Here is a 22,737-nt window from a genome sequence, read left to right as displayed (position 1 = left end):
AGCAGAATTTTACCGATGCTCGGGATTGACCTGATCAAAAGTCAGGAAATATTGAGTTTTTACACAGCCTGCGCTCATAACTGCCGTTCAACTTTACCTCGAATTAATCAAACAAACATTGCCGCTGGTATACCAAACCGCTTGGATAAAGCGCGGATATGGCCGAGCGTTAGCGAGCGCTTGCCACTGAGTATTTGCGATACCAGCGATTTACCATCAATTTCCTGCAGAAAATCACTTTGGGTAAGGCTGTGCTGATCTATCAGCAGTCGCAGCATGGTTATACCTGGGTCTAAGATTTACAAATAGTAAACCGGACCTAATCCAACGCCACCGCTTTTATCTGCGCAAATACCCGCTGTCCAATCTGCAACCCCAAGCGCTCAACCGACTGTGTTGTTAGCAACGCCTGCAGCGGCTGGCCTTCAAGTTCCAGCTCTACCAACGTCTCAGCCGGGTGCGGGGCGGGACTAAACCCGCTAATGCTGACTTGTAACTGATTACTCACCGAGCTGTCGCTAATTGGCTTAAGGCTAAGCGCAACATCGCGGGCCTGAATACGTAAGCGGTACGACGTGGGGGAATAGCTTGTTGTGTTGGCAGGTAGTGGCGCTGGCAGCTGCAACTGCTGCTGGCCAATGCTTAGCTTAAGCAGGTGGTGTTTACTACCGTGGCTTTGTGCATGCAATAGCGACATAGCGCCGATGGCGGCGAGTTCGGGTTGCAGTAATTGCTGCTGTAGCGGGCCCTGGCTGTGAATGCGGCCGTGTTGCATTAGCACCAGGTGATCGGCCAGTTTCACCACGTCGTCCAGCTGGTGGCTGACCAGCAGCATAGGTATGCCGGTGGTATTAGCGATACGCTGTAAAAACGGCAATATTTCCCCTCGGCTTTGCTGGTCCAAAGAGGCCAGCGGCTCATCCAACAGCAATAACTGTGGTTGGCTTAGCAGGGCGCGGCCCAGTGCCACGCGCTGGCGCTGGCCGCCGGATAACTGCTCGGGGGCTTGCTGTAGCAAAGGTGCCAGTTCCAGTAATTGAGTTACCTGCTCTGGTTTAAGGTGTACATCAATATGCTTTGCCAGCCGGTTAAAGCCATACAACAGATTTTGCTTCACCGATAAATGCGGCAGCAGGCTGCTTTCTTGAAACACCATGCCTATACGGCGCTGATGCACTGGCAAAAAAGTGTTGCCCTGTTGCCAGACCGTATCAATAAACTGCACCTGTGCCCCGGCATGGCGATCCAGCCCGGCAATGGCGCGGAGCAGGGTGGTTTTGCCACAGCCGGAGCGACCAAATAAGGCGGTAATGCCTTGCAGTGGCAGGCAGTTATTCAGTTCAAGACTAAAAGCACCACGCTGCAATTGCAGGGCAACCCTAAGCGATTTTGGGGCATTGCTGGCCGGGGTAGAGTGCCTAGCTTGATTGTTAGCTTTGGCATTGGCGTGCCAGCCCAGCCGTTGCCACCAACTGCTGCTGGTTGTCGGGTTATGCAGATGCTCAGTGCCGGGTATTGCCATCAGACAGTCCCCCGCTCAAAGCGCCGGTTTAAACCATATACAATAAATAACACCACAAAGGCGGCGATTAATAAGCCCAGTGATAACTGATGCGCCTGGGCATAATTCATCGCTTCAGTGTGATCGTAAATCAGCACGGAAAGCACCTGGGTTTCGCCGGGAATACTGCCGCCGAGCATTAAAATCACCCCAAATTCGCCCAGCGTATGGGCAAAGGTCAGCGTAGCAGCAACAATAAAACCGCCGCGACACAGCGGCAGTACTACGCTAAATAGCTGGTCGAGCTTAGATGCACCCAAAGTTGCGGCTACCTCCAGTGGCCTTGGCCCCATACGGCGGAAGCTTTCCAGCAAAGGCTGCACGGTAAAAGGCAGCGAGTAAATCACCGAGCCAATTAAAATGCCGCTAAAACTAAACGCCAGATGCGTAAACCCCAATTGTTCCAGCGTGCTGCCTACGGCGCCATGTGGCCCCAGCAATAGCAGCAAGTAAAAACCCAGCACTGTGGGCGGCAACACCAACGGCAGCGCTACGATCGCTTGAATAGCGGTGCGCAGCTTGCTTTGGCTCAGCGATAACCACCAGGCCAGTGGTGTACCCAGCAGCAATAAAATAAGGGTGGTATATAAACACAGCTTTAAGGTGAGCTGGATGGCTTGCCAGTCTTGGGGGCTAAGGGCGAGGAAAAGCTCTGGCATGGCGCTAGTCCTGCTCGCCTTGCGGTTCGCTGGTTGGCAGTTCAAAGCCATAGCCTTGCATAATAGCTAGCACCGCTTTGTTAGTCATAAAGGCAGTAAACTTTTGCGCAGTGCTGTTATCAGCGCCATGGCGGGTAATGACATAAGCCTGCGTGAGTGGCTGATGCAGCTCTGCCGGAATAAGTTGATACCCTTGCTTGGCTAACTCCGGAAACTTGGCTAGCGACAGGGCAATAATGGCTATATCGGCACCGCCGCTTTGCGCCAGTTGCGCGGTTTGGGCGATATTTTCGCCATACACCAGTTTTGGTTCTACTGCGGCCCACACCCCGGCAGCTTGCAGCGCTTCTTTGGCGCGCTGGCCATAAGGTGCATGGGCAGGCTGAGCGATGGCCAGGCGGCGAAAATTCAACTTCGCCAGTTGCGACAGGTCAATACCCGCCATATTCTGCCGCGGGCTCCACAGCACAATTCGACCAAGGGCATAAAGCTGTGGCTGAGTGACGGCATGGCCTTCAGCATAAAGCTGCTCAGGAAACTGAATATCCGCCGAGAAAAATACATCATAGGGCGCGCCATGGCGGATTTGAGTGCTGATTTTGCCACTGGAGCCATAATTAACCCGGACCTCGGCTGCTGGCTGCTGTTGCTGAAATAGCGCGATGATATCATCCAGTGCATAACGTAAGTCAGAGGCTGCGGCTATGGTCAGCTTTTCGCTGGTATAAACCGGTAAGGCGAAGATAATACAAAGCAGCAATAAAGCCCGGATCATAGGTTACTCCCAACGCGCCAGTGCTTGCTTGTCACTGGCTTTCGCCTCAACCCAGTAATCACCTTCTGCGGTATGTTCTTTTTTCCAGAACGGCGCGCGGTTTTTCAGGTAATCCATAATATATTCGCAGGCGGCAAAAGCGGCAGCGCGATGCGCGCTGGCAATGCCAACCATGACAATTTGTGCGTTGGGTTTAAGGGTACCCACCCGGTGAATAATCCTTACCGCGCCAAGCTGCCAGCGTTGCTGTGCTTGTTCAGCAATAGCGCTAAGCGCCTGCTCGGTCATGCCGGGATAGTGCTCCAGTGTCATACTGTGCAAACTGTTGTTACTAAGCTCGCGTACCAGGCCACTAAAGATGACGACAGCACCACAGGCGGCATGACAACGCAGCTCGTCATATTCGCTGGCGACGCAAAAATCATCGCGTTGTACTGCAATAAAGATGCTCATGCTAACCACCAGTAACCGGTGGGAAAAGCGCCAGCTCATCGCCGTCTTGTACGTCGGCCGTTAGTGGCACCAGTTGCTGGTTTACCGCACAGAGTAAATCGGCCCGGCTTAGTTCTTGCTGCCACACGCTGTTGCGGCTTTGCAGTTGTTTAAGCACCGTAGCCACATTTAATAGATGGCCATCGCAGCTAAGCAAATATTGTTCGCAGTTAAGCCGCTCGCGCAGGGCGGCGAAAAACAGGATTTTTATCATTGTTCCGTCTCCAACATATAATGCCCCGACTTACCGCCGGTTTTTTCCAACAGGCGGATATCGCTGATAATCATGGCTTTATCCACTGCCTTACACATATCGTAAATGGTCAGCGCCGCGACACTGGCCGCAGTTAACGCTTCCATCTCCACCCCGGTTACACCACTTAGTAAACAGCTGCTTTCAACCCTAATTTGGCCCTGTTCGGGCTGTAGTTCAAAATCTACCGTTACTTTGCTGAGCAGTAGCGGGTGGCACAGCGGAATGAGCTCGCTGGTTTTTTTCGCTGCCATAATGCCGGCAATGCGCGCAGTGGCCAGTACATCGCCTTTTTTCAGTAAGGCTTGCTCTATTAAACGCACTACTTCCGGCGTGGTTTGCACCAGCGCACCGGCGCGGGCCAGCCGGGTTGTAGCGTGCTTGGCACTTACATCGACCATGGCTGCGGCGCCGCTCTTATCAAGATGCGTAAGGTTTAAATGGGTTAGCTCTAAATGGGTTAGCGATGCTGTCATCTTAAGCTCCACAGCGTTGGCTTGGGCTGTTTTTAATATGGGCAACAAAGTTGCAGGGGCCGGTTCTGCCATCTAATTGCGGTAAAATCAGTTGTTGCATGGCAAGCGTACAAGCGCCGCCAGAGCCTGGCATGGCAAACAGCAAGGTGCCATTGGCTAACCCCGCCAGGGCGCCGGATTGCAGTGCGGCTGAGCCTAACTCGTTAAAGGATAACTGGCGGAATAGCTCACCAAAGCCCGGTACTGTGTCGTCCAGCAGTGGCGTTATGGCCTCAACGCTGCAATTGCCTGCGGCGAAACCCGTACCGCCGTTAAGCAGCACCACCTGTACCATATCGCTGGCAATCCACTGACTTAACACAGCACGTATTTGATATTTGTTGTTCGGTAATAAGGTCCGCTCTGCTACTTGGTGACCAGCGCTCTGCAGCAACTGACAGAGCAAGTCGCCGCTGCTGTCGTTATCAGCGTTACGACTGTCCGATACGGTAAGTACCGCTATCGTTAGCGGATAAAACTGGCTTAAATCAAATCTGGGCATAATGCTCTCCGGTATTAAGTAAACTCAGGCAAAGCTGCCAGTCTTGCGGCGTATTGGTATTTAATAGCTCAGTAGTCGGGACTGGCAGGGATACGGCGTTAAGCTGGGCTAACAGCGCTTTAACCGAGCGCTGGCCGTTTTGCAGCAGCTGATGAATTAGGGCGCTGAGTGTTGGGTTTACCGGCAGCACGCAAGGTAGCGGGCTATTGGCAAAGCAGGCCGCACTGGCGCCAGCGTGTTGCAGCAGACGCTGCAAACTAAACACGCTCAGTAAGGGCGTATCTATTGGCAACACCAGTAGCTGTGCATTTTGACAGTGCTCAAGTGCCGCTAGAATACCGGCTAAGGGCCCCTGTTGCTGAGTTTGATCGGCTATAAAGCCTGGCTGGTTGCGGCTAATCAGCACTTCTGCGGCGCCACTATCCCACGCCAATTGCTGCATATGTGCTAGCAAACTCTGGCCGTTAAGGTTAAGCAGCGCTTTATCCTGGCCCATACGACTGGATTGACCACCGGCTAAAATCAAGGCGCTAAAGGGTGATATTTTTGTCACTGTTTTTGTCACTGTTTTTTTCATAGCGCTTAGCCACCTATCTGGGCTAAATGGCGGGTGCTGCCGCTATAATCCTGCGCCAGCTGATGGCTGAAGGCTTTGCCTTGCACTGCCTGTTGTAAAAAACGCAGCACCGGCGCGCTGTCATCGCTTTGCAGCAGGCTGCGCAAGTCCTGATGATTGTCGGTAAACAGGCATAAATACAGCGCGCCGGTGCTCGATACCCTAAGCCGGTTGCAATCGGCACAAAAGTCTTTGCTGTAGGGCATTATCAGGCCGAGCTGGCCCTGGTAGTCGCTGTGTGAATACTCCAGCGCCGGGCCGTCGGTGTTAGCTTTGGCGTTCAGTTGCCAGCCCTGCGCGACTAACTGCTGCTGAATACTGGCACCACTTAGATGCTGGCGCTGATAAAAATTGGCATTATCACCCGTGCGCATTAGCTCAATAAAGCGCAGCGCAATATCCTGCTTTTGAATAAACCTAAGAAAATCGGGCAGGGCCAGCGCATTATGCTGCTTTAACAGCACGGTATTTATTTTTACCTGCTTAATACCAATGGCTTTAGCATGCGCTATACCGTCTAAGATGTCCGCTAGCTTGTCCTGGCCGGTGACGAGATGAAAAGTATCGGCATCTAAGCTATCCACGCTGACGTTTACCGCATCCAGCCCGGCTTGCTGCCAGGCCAGTGCATCGCGCTGTAAGCGATAGCCGTTGGTAGTGAGTGCCACTTTTTCAATACCGGGCACCGCTTTGCAGGTGGCGATAATCTCGGTTAAGTCCTTACGTAATGAGGGCTCGCCGCCGGTGATGCGTACCTTACGGGTACCCAGTTTGGCAAAGGCGGTCACTAAACGGCGGATCTCAGTCAGGTTAAGCTCGCCAGAGCGTGAGTCGCAGTCATTGCCATCGGGCAGGCAATAGCTGCAGCGAAAATTGCAGCTCTCAGTAACAGACAGCCGCAAATAACTAAAGCGGCGCGCATAGGCGTCAGTTAACATAATTCACCTTTCCAAGTGGGGAGGTAAGGCCGTTTCCAGACTTACCCGGTGGCGTTAGTGCCACGGCATCCTGCTCATTCCTGATACCCGTCGTCTTTCAACCTGCACGGGTGTTGGCTGCACCCGTTCACCCCAATCACTTAGTCGCGCTAAGCTCATGGGGATGAACGGTCTTGCCGCCTACGTGCATGTCGAAATCCATAGGGTATCGACCCCTGGGTACACGATTATCAGGTTTAGAGCCGGTAGCTCGGTGTTGTGGATATAAGCTTAAAAGCTTTGCGTCCTTATTGTTATTGCCATTAAGGGGCGACTTAGTACTCCGTTGGGGGTAGTAAGTACACCTGACCATCCAGCAGTTGCACCTTAAATACCTGTAATGTCAGTGCGCTATCACTTAAACACTGGCCGTCGCTGAGCCGGTACTGTTGTTTATGTAATGGCGCCGCGACATAAAACTCGCCCTTAGTTTCGCCCAGTAGGCCATGAGCCATTACCGGCGCTTTGGTAACCGGGTCGATATGGCTGAGGCCATATAGCTCTACCGTTTCGCCGGGCAGGTAAAACAGTGCTATCGCGTACTCGGCAAAACGCGCAGCCACCCCGGAAAAGGGCACTAAGTCTTGCTGCCGGCATAATATTACCGCCTGCTGTTGTAAGCTGGGCTGACTCTCTAAGGCATGGGCAAGCTGGCTCATAGGCTGGTCTCCTTACTTTCTATGGAAACGTTGATGTTAAGCTGGCGGCTGGGAATAAGCTGGCCGCGCTCTGGCACAAAGCCAAAGTCGCTGCGTGCGGGTGCGGCAGCATTGACATAGCTGTTAAAGCGGGCGCGCTGCACAGGGTCGTTCAGCACGGTTTGCCATTCGCACTGGTAGTTGGCAATCAATAGTTGCATCTGCGCTTCCAATTCAGCGCAAAGGCCTAAGCTGTCGTTAATAATCACCTCGCGCAGATAGTCCAGGCCGCCTTCGAGGTTATTCATCCAGGTGGCAGTGCGCTGCAGGCGATCGGCGGTTTTGATATAAAACATTAGCAGCCGATCGATATAGCTAAGCAACTGCTGGTCGTTCAAATCGGTGGCAAATAAGTCTGCATGACGCGGTTTCATGCCGCCATTACCACAGACATACAGGTTCCAGCCGTTTTCGGTGGCAATCACGCCAACATCTTTGCTCTGGGCTTCGGCGCATTCGCGGGTGCAGCCCGATACTGCCATTTTAATTTTGTGCGGCGCACGCACGCCCTTGTAGCGGTTCTCCAGCAAAATCGCCATGCTGACACTGTCCTGTACGCCATAACGACACCAGGTACTGCCAACACAGGATTTTACTGTACGCAGCGACTTGCCATAGGCGTGGCCGGTTTCAAAGCCGGCGTCGATCAGTTGCTGCCAGATCAGCGGTAGCTGATCCAGCGTCGCGCCAAATAAATCGATGCGCTGGCCGCCGGTGATCTTGGTATACAGCTGATATTGCTCGGCCACCTGACCGATGCTGATCAGCATGGCCGGAGTAATTTCGCCGCCGGGAATACGCGGTACCACTGAGTAGGTGCCGTTTTTTTGCATATTGGCTAAAAAGGTGTCGTTGGTATCCTGCAGCGCCACATGCGGTTTGGCCAGTACCGGCTCGTTCCAGCAACTGGCCAGAATAGAGGCCACCGCCGGTTTACAGATCTCACAGCCGTGACCACGGCCATGGCGGCTGATCAGCTCGTTAAAGGTTTTAAGGCCATCCACCCGTACCAGATGGTACAGCTGCTGGCGGCTGTAGCTGAAGTGCTCGCACAGATCTGAGCTTACCGCGACACCGCGGGCAGTGAGTTCGTGCTCGACCACGCTTTTTAACAGTGCCGCACAGCCGCCGCAGCCGGTGGCAGCCTTAGTGCAGCTTTTAATGCCGGCCAAATCCTGTACGCCATTATCCAGCGCCGCACAAATCGCCCCCTTACTGACGTTATGACAAGAGCACAGGGTGGCGGTAGCGGGCAGGGCAGCCGGGCCGAGCAGCGGTTTGCCACTGCTTTGCGGCAGGATCAGGCTGTGTGGATCGGCAGGCAAAGCAATGCCATTTAGTGCATACTGCAATAGGCTGTCGTAATAGCTGTTATCGCCCACCAGTACTGCCCCCAGCAGCTGTTTGCCATCTGCGCTTAGCACTAATTTGCGGTACTCGCCCAGTAAATCATTGCGATAACGCAGACTAATGGCACCGGGCGTGCGGCCATGCGCATCGCCGATAGAGCCAACATCAACACCGAGTAGTTTTAGCTTGGTTGACATATCAGCGCCGCTAAAGCTCTGGCTGTTATCGCCAGTCAGCACTGCTGCAGCGGTACGCGCCATCTGATAACCGGGTGCCACTAAGCCAAATAACTGGCCTTGCCATAATGCGCACTCGCCAATGGCATAAATATCGGCATCGCTGCTTTGGCACTGGTTGTTAATGACAATGCCGCCGCGCGGGCCAAGCTCTAACCCCGCGTCTTTTGCTAATGAGTCCTGCGGCCGGATCCCGGCGGAAAAGACAATTAAATCGGTTTGCAGCACAGTGCCGTCACTGAAATTCAGCTGCAAGCGCTGCTCGCTGCCCGCGCTGATGCTGCTGGTGGCTTTGTCGGTATGTACGCTAACGCCTAACTGCGCAATTTTACAGCGCAGCAGCTCGCCACCGTCTTTATCCAGCTGCACCGGCATTAATTGCGGCGCAAACTCCACGACATGAGCCTCTAAACCCTGCAACTTCAGCGCATTGGCCGCCTCCAGGCCCAGCAAGCCGCCACCTATAACCACACCGGTACGGGCGCCTTTGCTACTGGCTCTGATCGCTTCAAGGTCAGCAATGGTGCGATACACCAGACAGTGCTGGTTATCATTGCCAGCAATGGGCGGTACAAAAGGGTAAGAGCCGGTGGCCAGCACCAGCTTGTCATAACAGTAACGCGCCTTAGCGGTGGTAACTGTTTTTGCAGCGCGGTCAATGGCCAGTACCGGCTCGTCTAATTTTAACGTGACCTTGTTTTCGGCGTAGAAGCTGTCTGCGACCAGTTGTAGTTTGGCGGCATTGCCATCGCTGAAGTAATCGGATAAATGCACTCTGTCGTAAGCGGGCCTGTCCTCGCCGGCAAATACCGTTAGCTGCCATTGCGCTGTCTCAGTTTGGTTTAAAAACTGCTCGATAAAATGCTGGCCCACCATGCCATTGCCGATTACCAGCAACTGTTTCGTTATGCTTGTTGTCATCGTCTTGCTCCCATTTTTCCGTCAGGCGGCATTTTGTTGTGGTTCGTTGACAGCGGCGCGCTCTGCCGCAGCGCTGTCGATCAGGCCCAGCAATAAGCTGCTGCGACAGCCATAATAAGGCTGTTGTTGGTTAATCAACTGGCTAAGTTGTTGGCTCAGGCGGGTGTCGCCATACAGCACAGCACCGACTAAATAAGGCCCGCGCCACCATAAACGGCGGTATTCATTAAATTCAGCATCCAGATAGTCTGTGCAGGCATCAAAACTGGCGGGGTTAGCACCAAGGCCGGCAATATCACCGCAGGAACTTAGCGCTATGCCGCTTATTTTCAGCTGGGTTGCGGCGAGCTCGCTGCAATAGGCCGCAGGTGTGCCGCACAGGGTTTGCGCCAGCTGGGTAGCCTGCTGGTTAATGGGCGCGATTAAACCAAAGGTTTCGCCGTTAAGCTCAATACATTCGCCCAATGCATAAATGGCGGGATCTGAGCTTTGTAAGTGGCTGTTGACCAAAATGCCACGCTTAACGCTAAGCCCGGCCTGCTGCGCCAGGCTGATGTTGGGGCTAATGCCGAGCGCCAGCACCACTAAATCGGCTTTGAGCTGCCGGCCACTGGTTAGCGTGACCGATAGCAACTGGTCATGCTGCAAAGGGTTGCGACCATAGTGAAGGCGGCTGATTTCACTGCTGGTCAGAATAGTTAAACCGCGCTCAATCAGTTGCTGTTGCAGTAAACCAGCGGCAGTGGCGTCAAGCTGGCGGTTTAGTAAGTAAGCACCGCGCTGCAGCAGGCTTACCTGCATGCCCAATTTTCGCAGGCCCTCGGCGGCTTCCAGCCCGAGAAAACCACCACCGACCACTACTGCATGTTGTCGCTGCTGGCCGGCCAGGCGCAATGTGGCTAAATCCTGCCAGTTGCGAAAATGGCAAATGTCAGGCTGTAAATTACCCTTGCTGTCTGTGGCATAAGTGGGGGTGAGCGGCAGGGCACCGCAGGCCAGTACCAGCTGCTGATAACGGCAGTAACGGCCATGCTGGCTGATGACTAATTTACGCTCACGCTCAATCAATACCACAGCATCGTCGCAAATCAGCTCAATATTGTGCCGGGCGTACCAGTCAGGGCTTACCAGTTCAGCAGCACTGTCGGGCAGCTCATTGCTTAACAGGCTGGATAACAGCACTCTGTTATAGGCAGGTTTAGCTTCAGCACCAAATACCACTATGCGTGCTGGCCGGTTGGGCTGCTGCACCAGCTCTGCCAGTAAACGCTGACAGGCCATGCCATTGCCGATAATAATCAGCTCTGCCTCTGTCATGCCCGTTTCTCCTTTGCCGCCAACGCCTCTGCTGTATTAACCGCAGCTTTTAGTGGCTCTGCTTTGGCCAATACTTCTACTTTGCGCTGCTTCTCGTACAGGAAACTCAGCACTTCGTGGCGGTAGTGGTTGTAAGTGGCGCAATCGGCCAGCGCAATGCGGTTACGTGGCCTTGGCAGCTCAATTTGCAAAATTTCGCCAATGGTGGCCGCGGGGCCATTGGTCATCATCACGATACGGTCGGATAACAGCACGGCTTCATCGACATCGTGAGTGATCATAATGACGGTGTTATTTAATTGCGCCTGAATGTCCATTAACGAGTCTTGCAGATGGGCGCGGGTCAGCGCATCCAGTGCGCCAAAGGGCTCGTCCATTAACAGCACTTGCGGCTGCATCGCCAGGGCGCGGGCAATGCCCACCCGTTGCTTCATGCCACCGGAAATTTCTGCTGGCCTCTTATCCCGGGCATGGCTCATTTGCACTAACGCCAGGTTATGCTCAATCCAGTCACGCATTTCTTGTTTATTTTTCTGGCCACGAAATACTTGCTTTACTGCCAGCTCCACATTTTGATAGACGCTAAGCCAGGGCAGCAGCGAGTGGTTTTGAAACACCACAGCGCGTTCTGGCCCTGGGGCATTCACTTCTTTCTGGTTTAAAATAACGCCCCCCGTGCTGGCCTGCAGTAAGCCCGCCACCAGATTAAGCACCGTTGATTTACCGCAGCCAGAGTGGCCAATCAGGCTGATAAATTCGCCTTTGCCAATCTCCAGATTTACGTTTTGCAGCGCGACAAAGGGGCCCTTTGGCGTTGGAAAGCTAATACCCAGCTGGCTGAGTTCTAAATGCGATTTTTGCATTGGTATATCTCCCTGGTTTGCGCAGTAGTTATTAGCGCACTCATCTGTTATCGAAGCGTGGCGCTTTTATCCCAGTTCACCCGCTGCTGCAGTTGCAACATCAGCCGATCCAGTGCATAGCCAATCAGCCCAATCACCAGCACTGCGACACAGATGCGGCTAAGCGAGTCGGACGAGCCATTTTGAAATTCATCCCAGACAAATTTGCCAAGGCCGGGGTTTTGCGCCAGCATCTCAGCCGCGATCAGCACCATCCAGGCAATACCGAGCGATAAGCGCAGGCCGGTGAAAATCATCGGCACTGCCGAGGGCAGCACGATGCGCCGGACATGGGTAAACCAGTTCAGCTGCAACACCCGGCTGACGTTTTGTAGATCGGGCGAAATATTACTGACGCCAACAATGGTATTAAGCAGGGTGGGCCACAGCGAACAGAGGGTAACGGTAAAAACCGACACCAAAAACGAGCGGGCAAACAGCGGCTGTTCGCTTTGATACAGAGCGCTGACCAAAATAGTCACCAACGGTAACCAAGCCAGCGGCGATACCGGTTTAAACAACTGAATAAGCGGGTTAAAGGCACTGTAAAGCTTGGGGCTTAGCCCGATAACAATACCAGCCGGTATTGCCAGGAGGGAGGCCAATATAAAGCCGGTCAGCACAGTGTATAAACTGGTAAAAATCTGGCTGAAAAAGGTTGGCCGGCCGTTATAGGGCCGCAGCGTGACCACTGCATCCGGGTTGGCGGCCAAAGTCGCAGCGTTACGCTCTTGCTGGCGCTGAAAAAAAGCGGCTTGCCGTGCTTTTTCTGCTTTATGCTCAGCCACTAAGCCAGACCATTGCTGCGCTACCTGCACTGGCCCGGGAAAGCTGCCCAGTGAGGTATTAATCTGGCTGGCCAGCAGCTGCCACAGCAGCACAAATACCAGTATACCGGCAGCTGATAGCAGACTTTGTTTCAGCCAGTTTGTCAGCTGCGGCTGGCCCGGCAAATAGCGGCGTACCCGTGACCATTGCGAAGGAATAGCTGTCATCATGTCACTCCTGTTAATCTTTATGACCAATAGCAAATTGCTGCAAATACGCATTCGGGGCTTTGCCATCAAACTGTTTACCATCGATAAAGCGGGTGGCATCAACTGGCCGGTAGCCGCTTTCAACGGTAAAGTCCGGGAAATCAGCGGCAGTCAGCTTACCTTCGGCTATTAAGGCGTTAGCGGCACGTTGGTACAGCGCCGGCTGAAACACTTGTTTGGCTATATCCTGATACCAGCTGTCCGGTTTGGCCGCACTGATTTGGCCCCAGCGCCGCATCTGGCTTAAATACCAGATGGCATCCGAGTAGTAGGGGTAAGTAGCGTGGTAGCGAAAAAACACATTAAAATCGGGCGTTTCACGAATATCATCACGGGCATAGGCGAAAACGCCACTCATGCTGTTGGCAATCACGTTTTCATCGGCGCCAACATAAAACGGCTGCGAGATTAGCTTAACCGCCGCGGCGCGGTTGGCGTTGTTATCCGCGTCTAACCAGTGGCCGGCACGGATCAGTGCTTTTACCAGATGAAAATGGGTTTCGGGGTAACGCTCAGCCCAGCTTTGGCTAACGCCAAACACCTTCTCGGCCAGGTTGGTGTGAATATCGTAATTAGTGACCAGCGGCACACCTAAATCGCGCAGTACCGCCTGCTGGTTCCATGGCTCGCCGACACAGTAGCCATCGATAGTACCGGCTTCCAGCGTGGCCGGCATTTGCGGTGGTGGCGTAACCGATAACAGCACTTCGGCTTGCAACTGACCGCTATTATCGCCATGCTCTGGCGCATAAAACCCCGGGTGTACGCCACCGGCCGCCAGCCAGTAACGCAGCTCATAATTATGGCTCGATACTGGAAATACCATACCAAATTGCAGCTTTTTGCCTTGTTTAGCACTTTGTTCCAGCGCTGGCTTCAGCGCATCGGCAGTCACCGGATACGCTGGCTTACCAGCGCTATTGCGCGCCACCTTAGGCGCTATCTGCTGCCATACGGCGTTGCTCACCGTACAGGCATTACCGTTTAAATCCATGACAAAGGCGGTTTGCATTGGTGCCTGAGTGCCGATGCCGATGGTTGCGGCTAACGCCTGACCCGCCAGCATATGGGCACCGTCCAACTGACCATCAATCACCCGGTCCAGCAGCACCTTCCAGTTAGCCTGAGCTTCTAACTGCACATAGAGGCCTTCGTCTTCAAAGTAACCGCGCTCCAGCGCCACCGCCAGTGGCGCCATATCGGTCAGCTTAATAAAGCCGAGCTTTAAATCCGGCTTTTCCGGCGCGGCCCAGGCTTGCAGGCTAATACTTAAACCCAGTGCCACCAGCAGACGGCTTGTTTTGCATTTTGGCTGTGTCATCTATGCAGTCCTTTTTTATTTAACGCTTTATAAAAACGGGGCGAAAAAAAACGCCATCTGGCTGCACCCTGTTGTGGATACAGCCAGATGGCGCCTTTGCCATTAGCTTGTTAGCTGGTTTTGTTGTTCAGTTGCCTCTTTGCAACTTATGGCTTAAACGAAGCAGTTAGCGTGCCAGGTTTTAAATATGTCTTTTATCAAGTGGTTATGTTTTTATGATGTATGCTGCAGGTTATCATTTAGCACAGTAACGGTGCAATTTGCACCAACGTGAGCCATGCTGTTAGGGCCTAGCTGCTAACTCTGCATACCAAATACCAGACCATCAATAAAGCGGCTACCTTCACCTACTGTGCCGGCACAGCCTTCCAGCCGCCAATCTTCTTTCGGTGCGGCAAACCCCAAGCCAGCGGCGACCTGACGGTACAGATCTGGCCGATATACCTGGCTTAGCAGCGCTTGATTAAGTGGTCCTTGCCATTGCTGCAGGTTACGCATTTGCTGCAGCATAAAGGCACCTTGCGAGCGCCATGGCATATTTAACGCTGGGCCAAAAAAGGCTTGTGGTACCGCCTTGTTAAATAACGTATTAGGGCTAAGACCGGTATTGTGAAGTGCGCTATCGGTTAGCGCTAAATAATGGCCTTGTGCCAGCCAGTACCACAGCTGGCTTTTTTTGTCCGGGTTGCTGCTGATATCCGCCAACCAGTGGCAGGCCTGCAGCAATGCGGTGAGTAACGCCAGATAACACTGTGGTTTGTTATCGGCAAACTGCTGATTTACTGCAAACACTTTTTCCTGCCAGTTATGCCAAAGCTGATCGCAACTGGTCACAATAGTGCCATCGCCATTCAACTGAGCCAGGCTGCTCCAGGGCTCGCCAACACAAAAGCCATCAATAGCGCCGCTGGCCAGTTGTGCGGCCATCGCTGCTGGCGCTACCCCTATCACTTCAACCTGACGGGCACTGATACCGGCTACACTTAACCAGTAATGCAGTTGATAATGATGGCAGGAATACGGCGATACCGTAGCCAGGCGAAGTGGTTGCAGTTGCGTGCGGTGCTGCAAATGTTGTTGCAGAGCTCTGCCACTGGCCAGCGGGCAAGGCAGTTTGGCCGGGTCCAGATCCAACTGCTGCATTAAGCGGCTGGATAGAGTAATGGCATTGCCGCCGCTACTCAGTACCAGAGCGGTGGTCATGGGTACGGCGGCGGCCCCCAAGCCCAGGCTGGAGGCCAATGGCAATGGAGCTATCATCTGAGCACCGTCTAATACGCCAAAGGCGACTTTATCGCGAATACTGGCCCAGGAAGCTTCACGCTGCAGCGTAACATTAAGCCCCTGTGCGGCAAACAGCCCCAGCTCTTTTGCCACTATTAACGGCGCCGCGTCTAACAGCGGTACAAAACCCAGGGTCAGCTCAGGCTGTTCGCTCTGAGAATAAATGCTCATAGTGCCTCCAGAATAGCGATGACATCTTTGGCAACGTCGGCCATTTTCTGTTGCCGATCCATCGCCAGTTTGCGCAGAGTGCTAAAGGCTTTGGCTTCATCCATCTGTTGTTTTTTCATCAGTAAGCGTTTGGCTTTATCTACCAGTTGCTGTTCGGCCAGCTGACTCTGGCTGGAATGCAGTTGCTGGCGCAGTTGCTGAAACTCGTTAAAGCGTGCAACGGCAACATCAATAATGGGTTTTACCCGTTTAGCGGTTAAACCATCAACGATATAGGCACTAACACCGGCCTGAATGGCCAATTTAATGCTGTCGGGATTGTCGTCATGATTGGCAAAAAAGACGATAGGCCTTGGGTTATGCTGGCTTATCACTGTCATATGCTCTAGCGTATCGCGATCGGGCGAGTCCATATCAATAATAATAATGTCGGGTTGCACCCGCTCCACGTGATAACGCAGCGCTGCCGTGCTGGTGAGCCGACATACCACCTGATAACCGTGCTTAGCTAAGGCTTGTTCAACCAGCAGCGCCCGGGCTGTTTCATCATCGACCAGCATTACTGATAACGGCGTTTTCTCCACTGTGCAGCTGTCCGTTATTACCTTTAGTTAGTTGTTGCTTAGCAAGAGCTGTTCCAGCGCGCTAAATATCGTGCTGGAACAAGGCGGACAGGAGAGTAGGTTAATTTGAACGTCTGATTTGTATGGGTAAAATGCTGTTTTTTGGTGCAAATTGCACTGAATAAAGGCGTTCAGTTTGAGGGGGAAGCTAAGTAGCTAAAGCAACACTATGATAATAGATGGTTTTTTTTACTGGCACTATGCTTGCTAATTCAAAGCAGTATTAAGACATAAAAATTTAAAATTATTGAGCAATGGCGCTCGCTTTGTTACTCGGTTTTGCCGACTAACAACGCGAGCGTTTTTTTTTGCTAACAGCAGGATACCTGTTAATTATGACAACAACGCTAACTACTTGTCCCTATTGTGGAGTCGGTTGCGGTATCAGCGCCAGCACAACAGACAACAGCCTGGACAGGCAAGATCTGCATATTAGAGGCGACGATGCGCATCCGGCGAATTTGGGCCGACTTTGTGTTAAGGGTAGTGCGCTTGGTCAAACCATGGGTACTACAGGCCGTTTGTTACAGCCACAAATTAACGGTATTAATTGCAATTGGCCAAAAGCGATTAATGCGGTGGCAGAGGGATTAAAGCAAACCATTGCCCAGCATGGCCCTGGCGCTGTGGCCATGTATCTATCTGGTCAGTTACTTACTGAAGATTATTATGTCGCCAATAAGCTAATGAAAGGCTTTGTTGGCAGCCCACATGTCGACACAAACTCAAGATTGTGTATGGCCTCTACCGTGGCCGGGCATAAGCGGGCTTTTGGTGCTGATGTGGTGCCGGGGTGTTATGACGATATCGAGCAAGCACGGCTGTTTGTGCTGGTCGGTGCTAATATGGCCTGGAATCATCCCGTGTTGTTTCAGCGGATACAAAGGGTGTTGCAAACTAAGCCGACAGCTCGGCTGGTCGTCATCGATCCAAGGCGCACCGCCAGTTGTGAGAGTGCGCAGCTACATCTGCAGCTGCGCCCCGGTAGCGATGTATTGCTGTTTAATGGCTTACTGAGCTTTCTGGCTGAGCAAGGTAAGCTTGATCATCGTTTTATTAGCTTGCATACCGAGGGTTTTGCACAAGCATTGGCCAGTGCTCAGTTGCAAGCAGCCAGCATAGCACAGGTAGCGGCCGGAACTGACTTACCTGAAGCACAAGTGACAAAATTTTATCGCTGGTTTGCCGACGAGCAGCTAAGCCTGACGCTGTTTTCGCAAGGCGTGAATCAGGCGATGAATGGTACAGACAAGGTGAACGCCATCATCAATTGCCACTTGGCCACCGGTCGCATTGGTAAAGCAGGTGCAGGCCCTTTTTCATTGACCGGTCAACCCAATGCAATGGGTGGGCGCGAAGTCGGTGGCCTTGCCAATCAATTGGCAGCACATATTGATTACAGTAATCCGGCGCAACAGGCGCTGGTTGGGCAGTTCTGGCAGGCTCCGAACTTGGCCGCAGCACCGGGCTACAAAGCGGTAGAGCTGTTTGACGCCATTGAACGCGGTGAGATCAAAGCGCTATGGGTTATGGCAACTAACCCGGTGGTGAGCATGCCGCAGGCTGATAAGGTAAAGGCGGCGCTGGCAAAGTGCCCGTTAGTTATCGTCAGTGATATTTATCAACACACTGATACGCTGGACTGCGCGACGATTAAACTACCTGCATTGGCTTGGAGTGAAAAAGACGGCACAGTGACGAATTCTGAGCGGCGTATCTCACGGCAGCGGGCATTGTATTCGCCACCTGCTGGGGCTAAAGCCGACTGGCAGATTATTTGTGAAGTGGCTAACGCGCTTGGTTTTACCCAAGGCTTTAATTTTAGCAGCGCCGCAGAGATTTTTGCCGAGCATGCCGCGTTATCCGCGTTTGGTAATAGTGCCGGGGATGATAAGCAAAAACGTGCTTTTGACATTTCAGGTTTGGCACAGCTAACGGCTGAACAGTATCAGCAGTTAGCGCCGGTGCAATGGCCAGTTAACAGCGCTAATCCTTTTGGAACCGCTCGGTTGTTTAGTAACGGTCGGTTTTTTACCGCCACTGGCAAGGCGCAGTTTATTGCAGTACGCCAATGCCAGTTTGTGGAAGCCTCAGCCCAGACACCACTGTGGTTAAACAGCGGCAGATTGCGCGATCAGTGGCACAGCATGACACGCACGGGCAATGTACCCCGCCTAATGCAGCATACACCAGAGCCTTTTGTTGCGATACATCCGGCTGATGCGGCCTTGTATGGTATTGCTGCCGCAGACTTGGTGCAACTACGTAATCGTTATGGCCAGTTGCTGCTGCGGGCTGAAATAAGTACTGATCAACGACCTGGAGAGCTGTTTGTGCCTATGCATTGGAGTGCGCAGTTTGCCAGCCAAGCACGAGCAGATGTGTTGTTTGCGGCAGATACCGATCCGCTCTCTGGCCAACCTGCATTAAAGCTCGGTCAGGTAGCGCTACGCCGTGTTGTCCCTCGTTGGCAGGCACTGCTGCTAACGCGCCATCCGTTAACGCCAGCACAATTAGCGGTATTTAATTCTGATTATTTGGCGCGGGTACCGCTAGGTGATTGTCAAAGTTACCGCTTAGCGGCTACTTCTTCTCTGGTCGACATCGCGGATCTGCTGCAACAGTTGCAATTTACGCCAACGCTGTATTGTAGTGATAGTAAGACCGGCACCAGGTTTGACTATCGCGCAGCGGCAGTTGTTGACGCCCAGCTACATTGGTTGCTATTGGCTGGTGCTGAAGCTCCCACTATCGATCTTGCCTGGCTGAATTTGCAATTTTCGGAACCTTTAAGTCAGGACGCGCGCCGTCGCTTGCTAAGTGGTACGGCAGGAGCGGGTGGTGTTATCGATAACAGCGCACTGATTTGCAGCTGTTTTAATGTACGTAGCCAACTGATATGCCGGGCAATAAGCAAGGGAGCGGATACTACCGCCAAGCTGGGACAACAGCTGCGGTGTGGTACTAACTGTGGATCATGTCTGCCGGAGCTTGCTGCGCTGTTAACGAAAGAACTCGCACAACACATGTGTTTGCCAAAGGAAAAGAGTAAGGAGTTTAGCGATGTTATCAATTAATACTGTTCATCGGCGCGGTAAGCGAACCAAGATTGGCGAAGTTGCCTTGGTCGGTGCCGGGCCTGGCGCTGCCGATTTACTGACTTTACGGGCGCTAACACTGATCCAGAATGCCGAAGTGGTAGTTTACGATAGGCTGGTCAGTGCAGAAATACTGGCCCTTATCCCAGCTTCGTGTCAGTGTTTTGATGTAGGCAAAAGCCGTGGTCAGCATAATTACTCGCAGCCACAAATCGGCGCCTTGTTGGTAGCGCTAGCTCGACAAGGCTTAAAAGTGGTGCGCTTAAAAGGTGGCGATCCGGCGATTTTTAGCCGCCTGGCCGAAGAATTAGATGCATTAGATAAAGCTGGGGTACCGTGGCATATTGTACCTGGCATCAGTGCCGCTTCAGGCTGTGCGGCCGCTACCGGCATACCGTTGACCGAGCGCGCTATTGCTCAACAGCTGCGCTTTATCAGTGCGGTAGATAAAGACTGCGATACGACTCAGGACTGGACCAGCCTGGCGCAACCAGGCCAAACGCTGGTATTTTATATGGGATTGAATGCGCTAAGCGAAATTAGCCAGCAGCTTATGGCGCATGGTCTGCAAGCCGATTGGCCATTATTACTAATAGAAAACGGTAGTCGGCCGCAACAACGACAAGTGTTAAGTACACTGGCCGATGCCGCCAATATCGCAAAAACGATGGCTTTACAGTCGCCCTGTTTAATTTTGGTTGGTCAGGTTGCCCGGCGCCAACGCGCTGCCAGACAGTTGGTTGCGCAGCTAAAGCAGCACGCCAGTGAGGTAGCGGCTTGAAGTAACCTAAAACAGAAACGCCGCTCAAGGAGCGGCGTTTCTGTTTGAAATTCTTGGTGCGTCCTAGTGGACTCGAACCACCGACCCCCACCATGTCAAGGTGGTGCTCTAACCAGCTGAGCTAAGGACGCACACTTTGTGTTGCTGGCCGTTTCGTGATAAGGGCTGACAACGGCGGCTATGTTATTGTGCCGCCGCCTTATTGGCAAGTGTTTTTCTGCTTCTTCTTTGTGTTTGCTTGAAATTTAGCCGGTAAGGCCGACTGGACAGAGCTGATTTAACCGTTGATACCAGGCAACATGCTGTAAAAGCTGTTGTTGTAACTGTTCTGCCTGGCTGACATAACGCTCGGTAAGCACCGGTAACATCTGACTGTCTTGGTAGAGCTCTAACATTAATGGCCAACTTTGTTGCTGGTAGCGGTTTAGCTCTGCCAGATAGGCTTGTACCTCGCCTATAAAGTATTTACGAAATACGGTGCTTAAAATGGTCAACTGCTCGCTGGGGCCACGCTGGCAGAGGCTGGCGGGATCTATTTTTAGTAGCGCAGGATTAACTGCAGCAAACCAGCTGTTGGCATAGCGTAAGCTAAATTGCAGTTCAGATAAAAAAGCAGAGCGGTATAAGGTGGCCAGCGCTTGCTCAGGGTCAATTTGGCTGGCACTGTACCAATCTTGCCGGGCTATTGCCTGTTTAAGATCCAACAGCTGCTGCAATGCTCCCAAGCTTTCTTCAAAACCTTTGTTAGTGCCCGCTATTACACCTTGGCTGGCGGCAAGCCAGCGTTTGCGTAAGGTGTCATCAGTTTGCAGCATATTGTCTAAGGCAATGCTGATGCTTTGTTGTTTTTGTTGATAAATCTCAGTTAACTGGCCTTTTAATGGCTCCGGCCAGGACTGCTGTAAGCAGTTTTGTAGGCTGGCTAAAAAGCGTAACTCATAATTGAGCCTTTTACTGGCGGTAAAAACTTTGCCCATGCTGCTATTACGCTCAGCGATGAGCATATCCAGGCCGCAGCTACGGGTAGCAAAGGCATCGAGTAAATCGATGCGTAATTCAGGTAAAGGTTGCTGTAAGGCAGATTTTGCCGGAAAAGCCGGGCTGGGTTCAGGTTTAGCGGCGGGGCTGTTTAACGCCAATACTCGATTTAGTCGCTGCTGATAGTCTTTAAGCTCGGCGGTGCCAGCGGTGTCTTTACAGCCAGTAAGTGGCAGGCAGAGCACCGCAGAGAACACACTAAGTTGCAGCGCCTTTAAGATGTGCATGTTCCATCCTATTTAGCTGTTTACGTAACACCACTGCCAATGCTAACGCTGCAACGGTAAGACCGACAATAATGCCAATCCAAAAGCCATGCGCGCCCATCGGCTCAACTAACCAATCTGTTAAACCTAATACGGCACCAAAACCAAAGCCGATTGGCCAATAGGAAATTAAAGTAATAAAAAACACCGGTTTGGTAATTTTCATGCCACGTAAGGCACAGGCCGCCACCACCTGTACCGCATCGGAGAACTGATAAATCGCGGCTAAAATCAGTAAAGAGCTAGCCAAGGCAATAACGGCGGCATCAGAGGTATAAAGGTTTGCTACTTGATTACGGAAGATTAATGTAAAGATCACCGTTAAAATGGACATCGCCATCGACAAGATAATGGCGGTGCTAATGGCTTTTTTCAGCTCTTGCAGATTATTTTCGCCCACCAAATGGCCCACGCGAATGGTTGCGGCCAGCCCTAAAGAGAGTGGTAGCATAAAGACAATTGCGCTGTAATTGTGTGCAATTTGATGGCCTGCCACCATTATCGGCCCTAAATGCACGATAACTAACGGGATGCAGGCAAACAGGGTGACTTCAAAGAAAATAGAGCAAGCAATAGGGGTTCCAATGCGAATAATTTGCCATTGGTCTTTTAAGCTTAACCAAAGTGTTTGCGGCCAGTGCCGGTAAGGCCGGGTGCTGCGGCTGGTATAGCCATAAACGAGCATGGCGATAAACATGGCAACAAACACCAGGCTGGTAGCAATACCACAACCTGCGCCGCCAAGGGCTGGCATGCCTAACTTGCCGTAGATAAAAATATAGTTTGCAGGGATATTGACCAGAATACCGACAAAGGCAATCCACATACTGGCTTTGGTATTCCCCAGGCCTTCAAATAAATTGCGCATTACCATATAGCCTGCGGCAGGGAACAAGCCAAAGCTGACATAATACAAATACTCCAGCGTTTTATCGCGCAATGCCGCTTCCATATTAAGTTTTGCCAGCGGTATGTCGGCAAACAGCATCACCACAAATAAAATTGCTGCTAACATAAAACCCAAATACAGCCCTTGCAACGTAAAGTGGCTGATCGGTTTGGTTTGTTTGCTGCCATAAAACTGGGCAATAATAGGGGTGAGGGCCAGTAATAAGCCTTGCATGGTCAATACGACCGGCAGCCACAAACCTGAGGCTACCGCGATAGCAGCCATATCCATGGCGCTGTAGCGTCCGGCCATCACGGTGTCGACAAAGTACATCAGGGTTTGCGTTAACTGGGCCAAGACAATAGGGCCCGACAGTTTTAGAATGGTTCTGGCTTCAAAGCGGGAAAAAGGTAACATGGTCGCCGTTCTTGAGTTTAAAACGCTAACAACAGACG

The 22,737-nt window shown here is 52.4% G+C and carries 22 protein-coding genes, 1 tRNA gene and 1 riboswitch; of the genes, 2 read left to right on the top strand and 21 right to left on the bottom strand.

Annotation, left to right across the window (positions count from 1 at the left end):
- Nucleotides 1-107: 107 nt before the first annotated feature.
- From IE163_RS12235 to IE163_RS12150, 18 genes are all read right to left on the bottom strand, one after another.
- Complete coding sequence (locus IE163_RS12235) at nucleotides 108-278, bottom strand: helix-turn-helix domain-containing protein (protein ID WP_189433247.1); 171 nt, start codon at nucleotides 276-278, stop codon at nucleotides 108-110.
- Between the two features lie 41 nt (nucleotides 279-319).
- Nucleotides 320-1,522, bottom strand: a complete 1,203-nt coding sequence (modC, locus tag IE163_RS12230; protein WP_189433246.1) for a molybdenum ABC transporter ATP-binding protein — start codon at nucleotides 1,520-1,522, stop codon at nucleotides 320-322.
- On the bottom strand, nucleotides 1,522-2,220 hold the full coding sequence (gene modB, locus IE163_RS12225; RefSeq protein ID WP_189433245.1) for a molybdate ABC transporter permease subunit: 699 nt from the start codon (nucleotides 2,218-2,220) through the stop codon (nucleotides 1,522-1,524). Before modB ends, modC begins: the two co-directional genes overlap by 1 nt.
- Nucleotides 2,221-2,224: 4 nt before the next feature.
- The gene (modA, locus tag IE163_RS12220; RefSeq protein WP_189433244.1) at nucleotides 2,225-2,995 is read right to left on the bottom strand and encodes a molybdate ABC transporter substrate-binding protein; all 771 of its coding nucleotides are present in this window, start codon (nucleotides 2,993-2,995) and stop codon (nucleotides 2,225-2,227) included.
- A gap of 3 nt (nucleotides 2,996-2,998) precedes the next feature.
- On the bottom strand, nucleotides 2,999-3,448 hold the full coding sequence (moaE, locus tag IE163_RS12215; RefSeq protein WP_189433243.1) for a molybdopterin synthase catalytic subunit MoaE: 450 nt from the start codon (nucleotides 3,446-3,448) through the stop codon (nucleotides 2,999-3,001).
- Nucleotide 3,449: 1 nt separating this feature from the next.
- Complete coding sequence (locus IE163_RS12210) at nucleotides 3,450-3,701, bottom strand: MoaD/ThiS family protein (protein ID WP_189433242.1); 252 nt, start codon at nucleotides 3,699-3,701, stop codon at nucleotides 3,450-3,452.
- A complete protein-coding gene (gene moaC / locus IE163_RS12205; protein WP_189433241.1) occupies nucleotides 3,698-4,216 on the bottom strand; it encodes a cyclic pyranopterin monophosphate synthase MoaC in 519 nt (172 codons plus the stop codon). Before moaC ends, IE163_RS12210 begins: the two co-directional genes overlap by 4 nt.
- A 1-nt stretch (nucleotide 4,217) precedes the next feature.
- Entirely contained in the window at nucleotides 4,218-4,757 is a 540-nt protein-coding gene (locus IE163_RS12200; protein WP_189433240.1) for a molybdenum cofactor synthesis domain-containing protein, read from the bottom strand.
- A complete protein-coding gene (gene mobA / locus IE163_RS12195; RefSeq protein WP_189433239.1) occupies nucleotides 4,744-5,334 on the bottom strand; it encodes a molybdenum cofactor guanylyltransferase in 591 nt (196 codons plus the stop codon). Before mobA ends, IE163_RS12200 begins: the two co-directional genes overlap by 14 nt.
- Nucleotides 5,335-5,339: 5 nt before the next feature.
- On the bottom strand, nucleotides 5,340-6,311 hold the full coding sequence (gene moaA / locus IE163_RS12190) for a GTP 3',8-cyclase MoaA (RefSeq protein WP_189433238.1): 972 nt from the start codon (nucleotides 6,309-6,311) through the stop codon (nucleotides 5,340-5,342).
- Nucleotides 6,300-6,578, bottom strand: a riboswitch (molybdenum cofactor riboswitch). Its footprint overlaps the gene before it by 12 nt.
- 47 nt (nucleotides 6,579-6,625) lie before the next feature.
- Nucleotides 6,626-7,009 (bottom strand): nitrite reductase small subunit NirD, encoded by a 384-nt coding sequence (gene nirD, locus IE163_RS12185; protein ID WP_189433237.1) that lies wholly within the window; start codon nucleotides 7,007-7,009, stop codon nucleotides 6,626-6,628.
- Nucleotides 7,006-9,555, bottom strand: coding sequence for a nitrite reductase large subunit NirB (gene nirB / locus IE163_RS12180; protein WP_189433236.1), 2,550 nt, complete (start codon nucleotides 9,553-9,555; stop codon nucleotides 7,006-7,008). The genes nirD and nirB overlap by 4 nt, the downstream gene beginning before the upstream one ends.
- Before the next feature lie 21 nt (nucleotides 9,556-9,576).
- Nucleotides 9,577-10,872, bottom strand: coding sequence for an NAD(P)/FAD-dependent oxidoreductase (locus tag IE163_RS12175; RefSeq protein WP_189433235.1), 1,296 nt, complete (start codon nucleotides 10,870-10,872; stop codon nucleotides 9,577-9,579).
- On the bottom strand, nucleotides 10,869-11,735 hold the full coding sequence (locus IE163_RS12170) for an ABC transporter ATP-binding protein (RefSeq protein WP_189433234.1): 867 nt from the start codon (nucleotides 11,733-11,735) through the stop codon (nucleotides 10,869-10,871). The genes IE163_RS12175 and IE163_RS12170 overlap by 4 nt, the downstream gene beginning before the upstream one ends.
- A 47-nt stretch (nucleotides 11,736-11,782) precedes the next feature.
- Nucleotides 11,783-12,769: an ABC transporter permease gene (locus tag IE163_RS12165; RefSeq protein ID WP_189433267.1), complete on the bottom strand. Its 987-nt coding sequence runs from the start codon at nucleotides 12,767-12,769 to the stop codon at nucleotides 11,783-11,785.
- A gap of 13 nt (nucleotides 12,770-12,782) precedes the next feature.
- Nucleotides 12,783-14,132 carry a CmpA/NrtA family ABC transporter substrate-binding protein gene (locus IE163_RS12160; protein ID WP_189433233.1) on the bottom strand — a complete coding sequence of 450 codons (1,350 nt, stop codon included), beginning with the start codon at nucleotides 14,130-14,132 and terminating at the stop codon, nucleotides 12,783-12,785.
- A 297-nt stretch (nucleotides 14,133-14,429) separates the two neighbouring features.
- Nucleotides 14,430-15,587, bottom strand: a complete 1,158-nt coding sequence (locus IE163_RS12155) for a CmpA/NrtA family ABC transporter substrate-binding protein (RefSeq protein WP_189433232.1) — start codon at nucleotides 15,585-15,587, stop codon at nucleotides 14,430-14,432.
- Nucleotides 15,584-16,171 carry an ANTAR domain-containing response regulator gene (locus tag IE163_RS12150; RefSeq protein ID WP_229833551.1) on the bottom strand — a complete coding sequence of 196 codons (588 nt, stop codon included), beginning with the start codon at nucleotides 16,169-16,171 and terminating at the stop codon, nucleotides 15,584-15,586. Before IE163_RS12150 ends, IE163_RS12155 begins: the two co-directional genes overlap by 4 nt.
- A gap of 374 nt (nucleotides 16,172-16,545) precedes the next feature.
- On the opposite strand from IE163_RS12150, the gene IE163_RS12145 reads away from it, so the two are divergent.
- Nucleotides 16,546-19,287 carry a nitrate reductase gene (locus IE163_RS12145; protein WP_189433231.1) on the top strand — a complete coding sequence of 914 codons (2,742 nt, stop codon included), beginning with the start codon at nucleotides 16,546-16,548 and terminating at the stop codon, nucleotides 19,285-19,287.
- Nucleotides 19,274-20,089: a uroporphyrinogen-III C-methyltransferase gene (gene cobA, locus IE163_RS12140; protein ID WP_189433230.1), complete on the top strand. Its 816-nt coding sequence runs from the start codon at nucleotides 19,274-19,276 to the stop codon at nucleotides 20,087-20,089. The genes IE163_RS12145 and cobA overlap by 14 nt, the downstream gene beginning before the upstream one ends.
- A 54-nt stretch (nucleotides 20,090-20,143) precedes the next feature.
- Here cobA and IE163_RS12135 read toward each other — a convergent pair.
- From IE163_RS12135 to IE163_RS12125, 3 genes are all read right to left on the bottom strand, one after another.
- A tRNA-Val gene (locus IE163_RS12135) sits at nucleotides 20,144-20,220 on the bottom strand.
- 114 nt (nucleotides 20,221-20,334) lie between these two features.
- Nucleotides 20,335-21,354, bottom strand: a complete 1,020-nt coding sequence (locus tag IE163_RS12130) for a DUF3080 family protein (RefSeq protein ID WP_189433229.1) — start codon at nucleotides 21,352-21,354, stop codon at nucleotides 20,335-20,337.
- A complete protein-coding gene (locus IE163_RS12125) occupies nucleotides 21,326-22,699 on the bottom strand; it encodes an MATE family efflux transporter (RefSeq protein ID WP_189433228.1) in 1,374 nt (457 codons plus the stop codon). The genes IE163_RS12130 and IE163_RS12125 overlap by 29 nt, the downstream gene beginning before the upstream one ends.
- Nucleotides 22,700-22,737: the final 38 nt, after the last annotated feature.

The sequence above is a fragment of the Alishewanella longhuensis genome (genome assembly GCF_014653435.1).
GTDB lineage: Bacteria > Pseudomonadota > Gammaproteobacteria > Enterobacterales > Alteromonadaceae > Alishewanella > Alishewanella longhuensis.
This window is presented reverse-complemented; position numbering and strand designations above follow the sequence as displayed.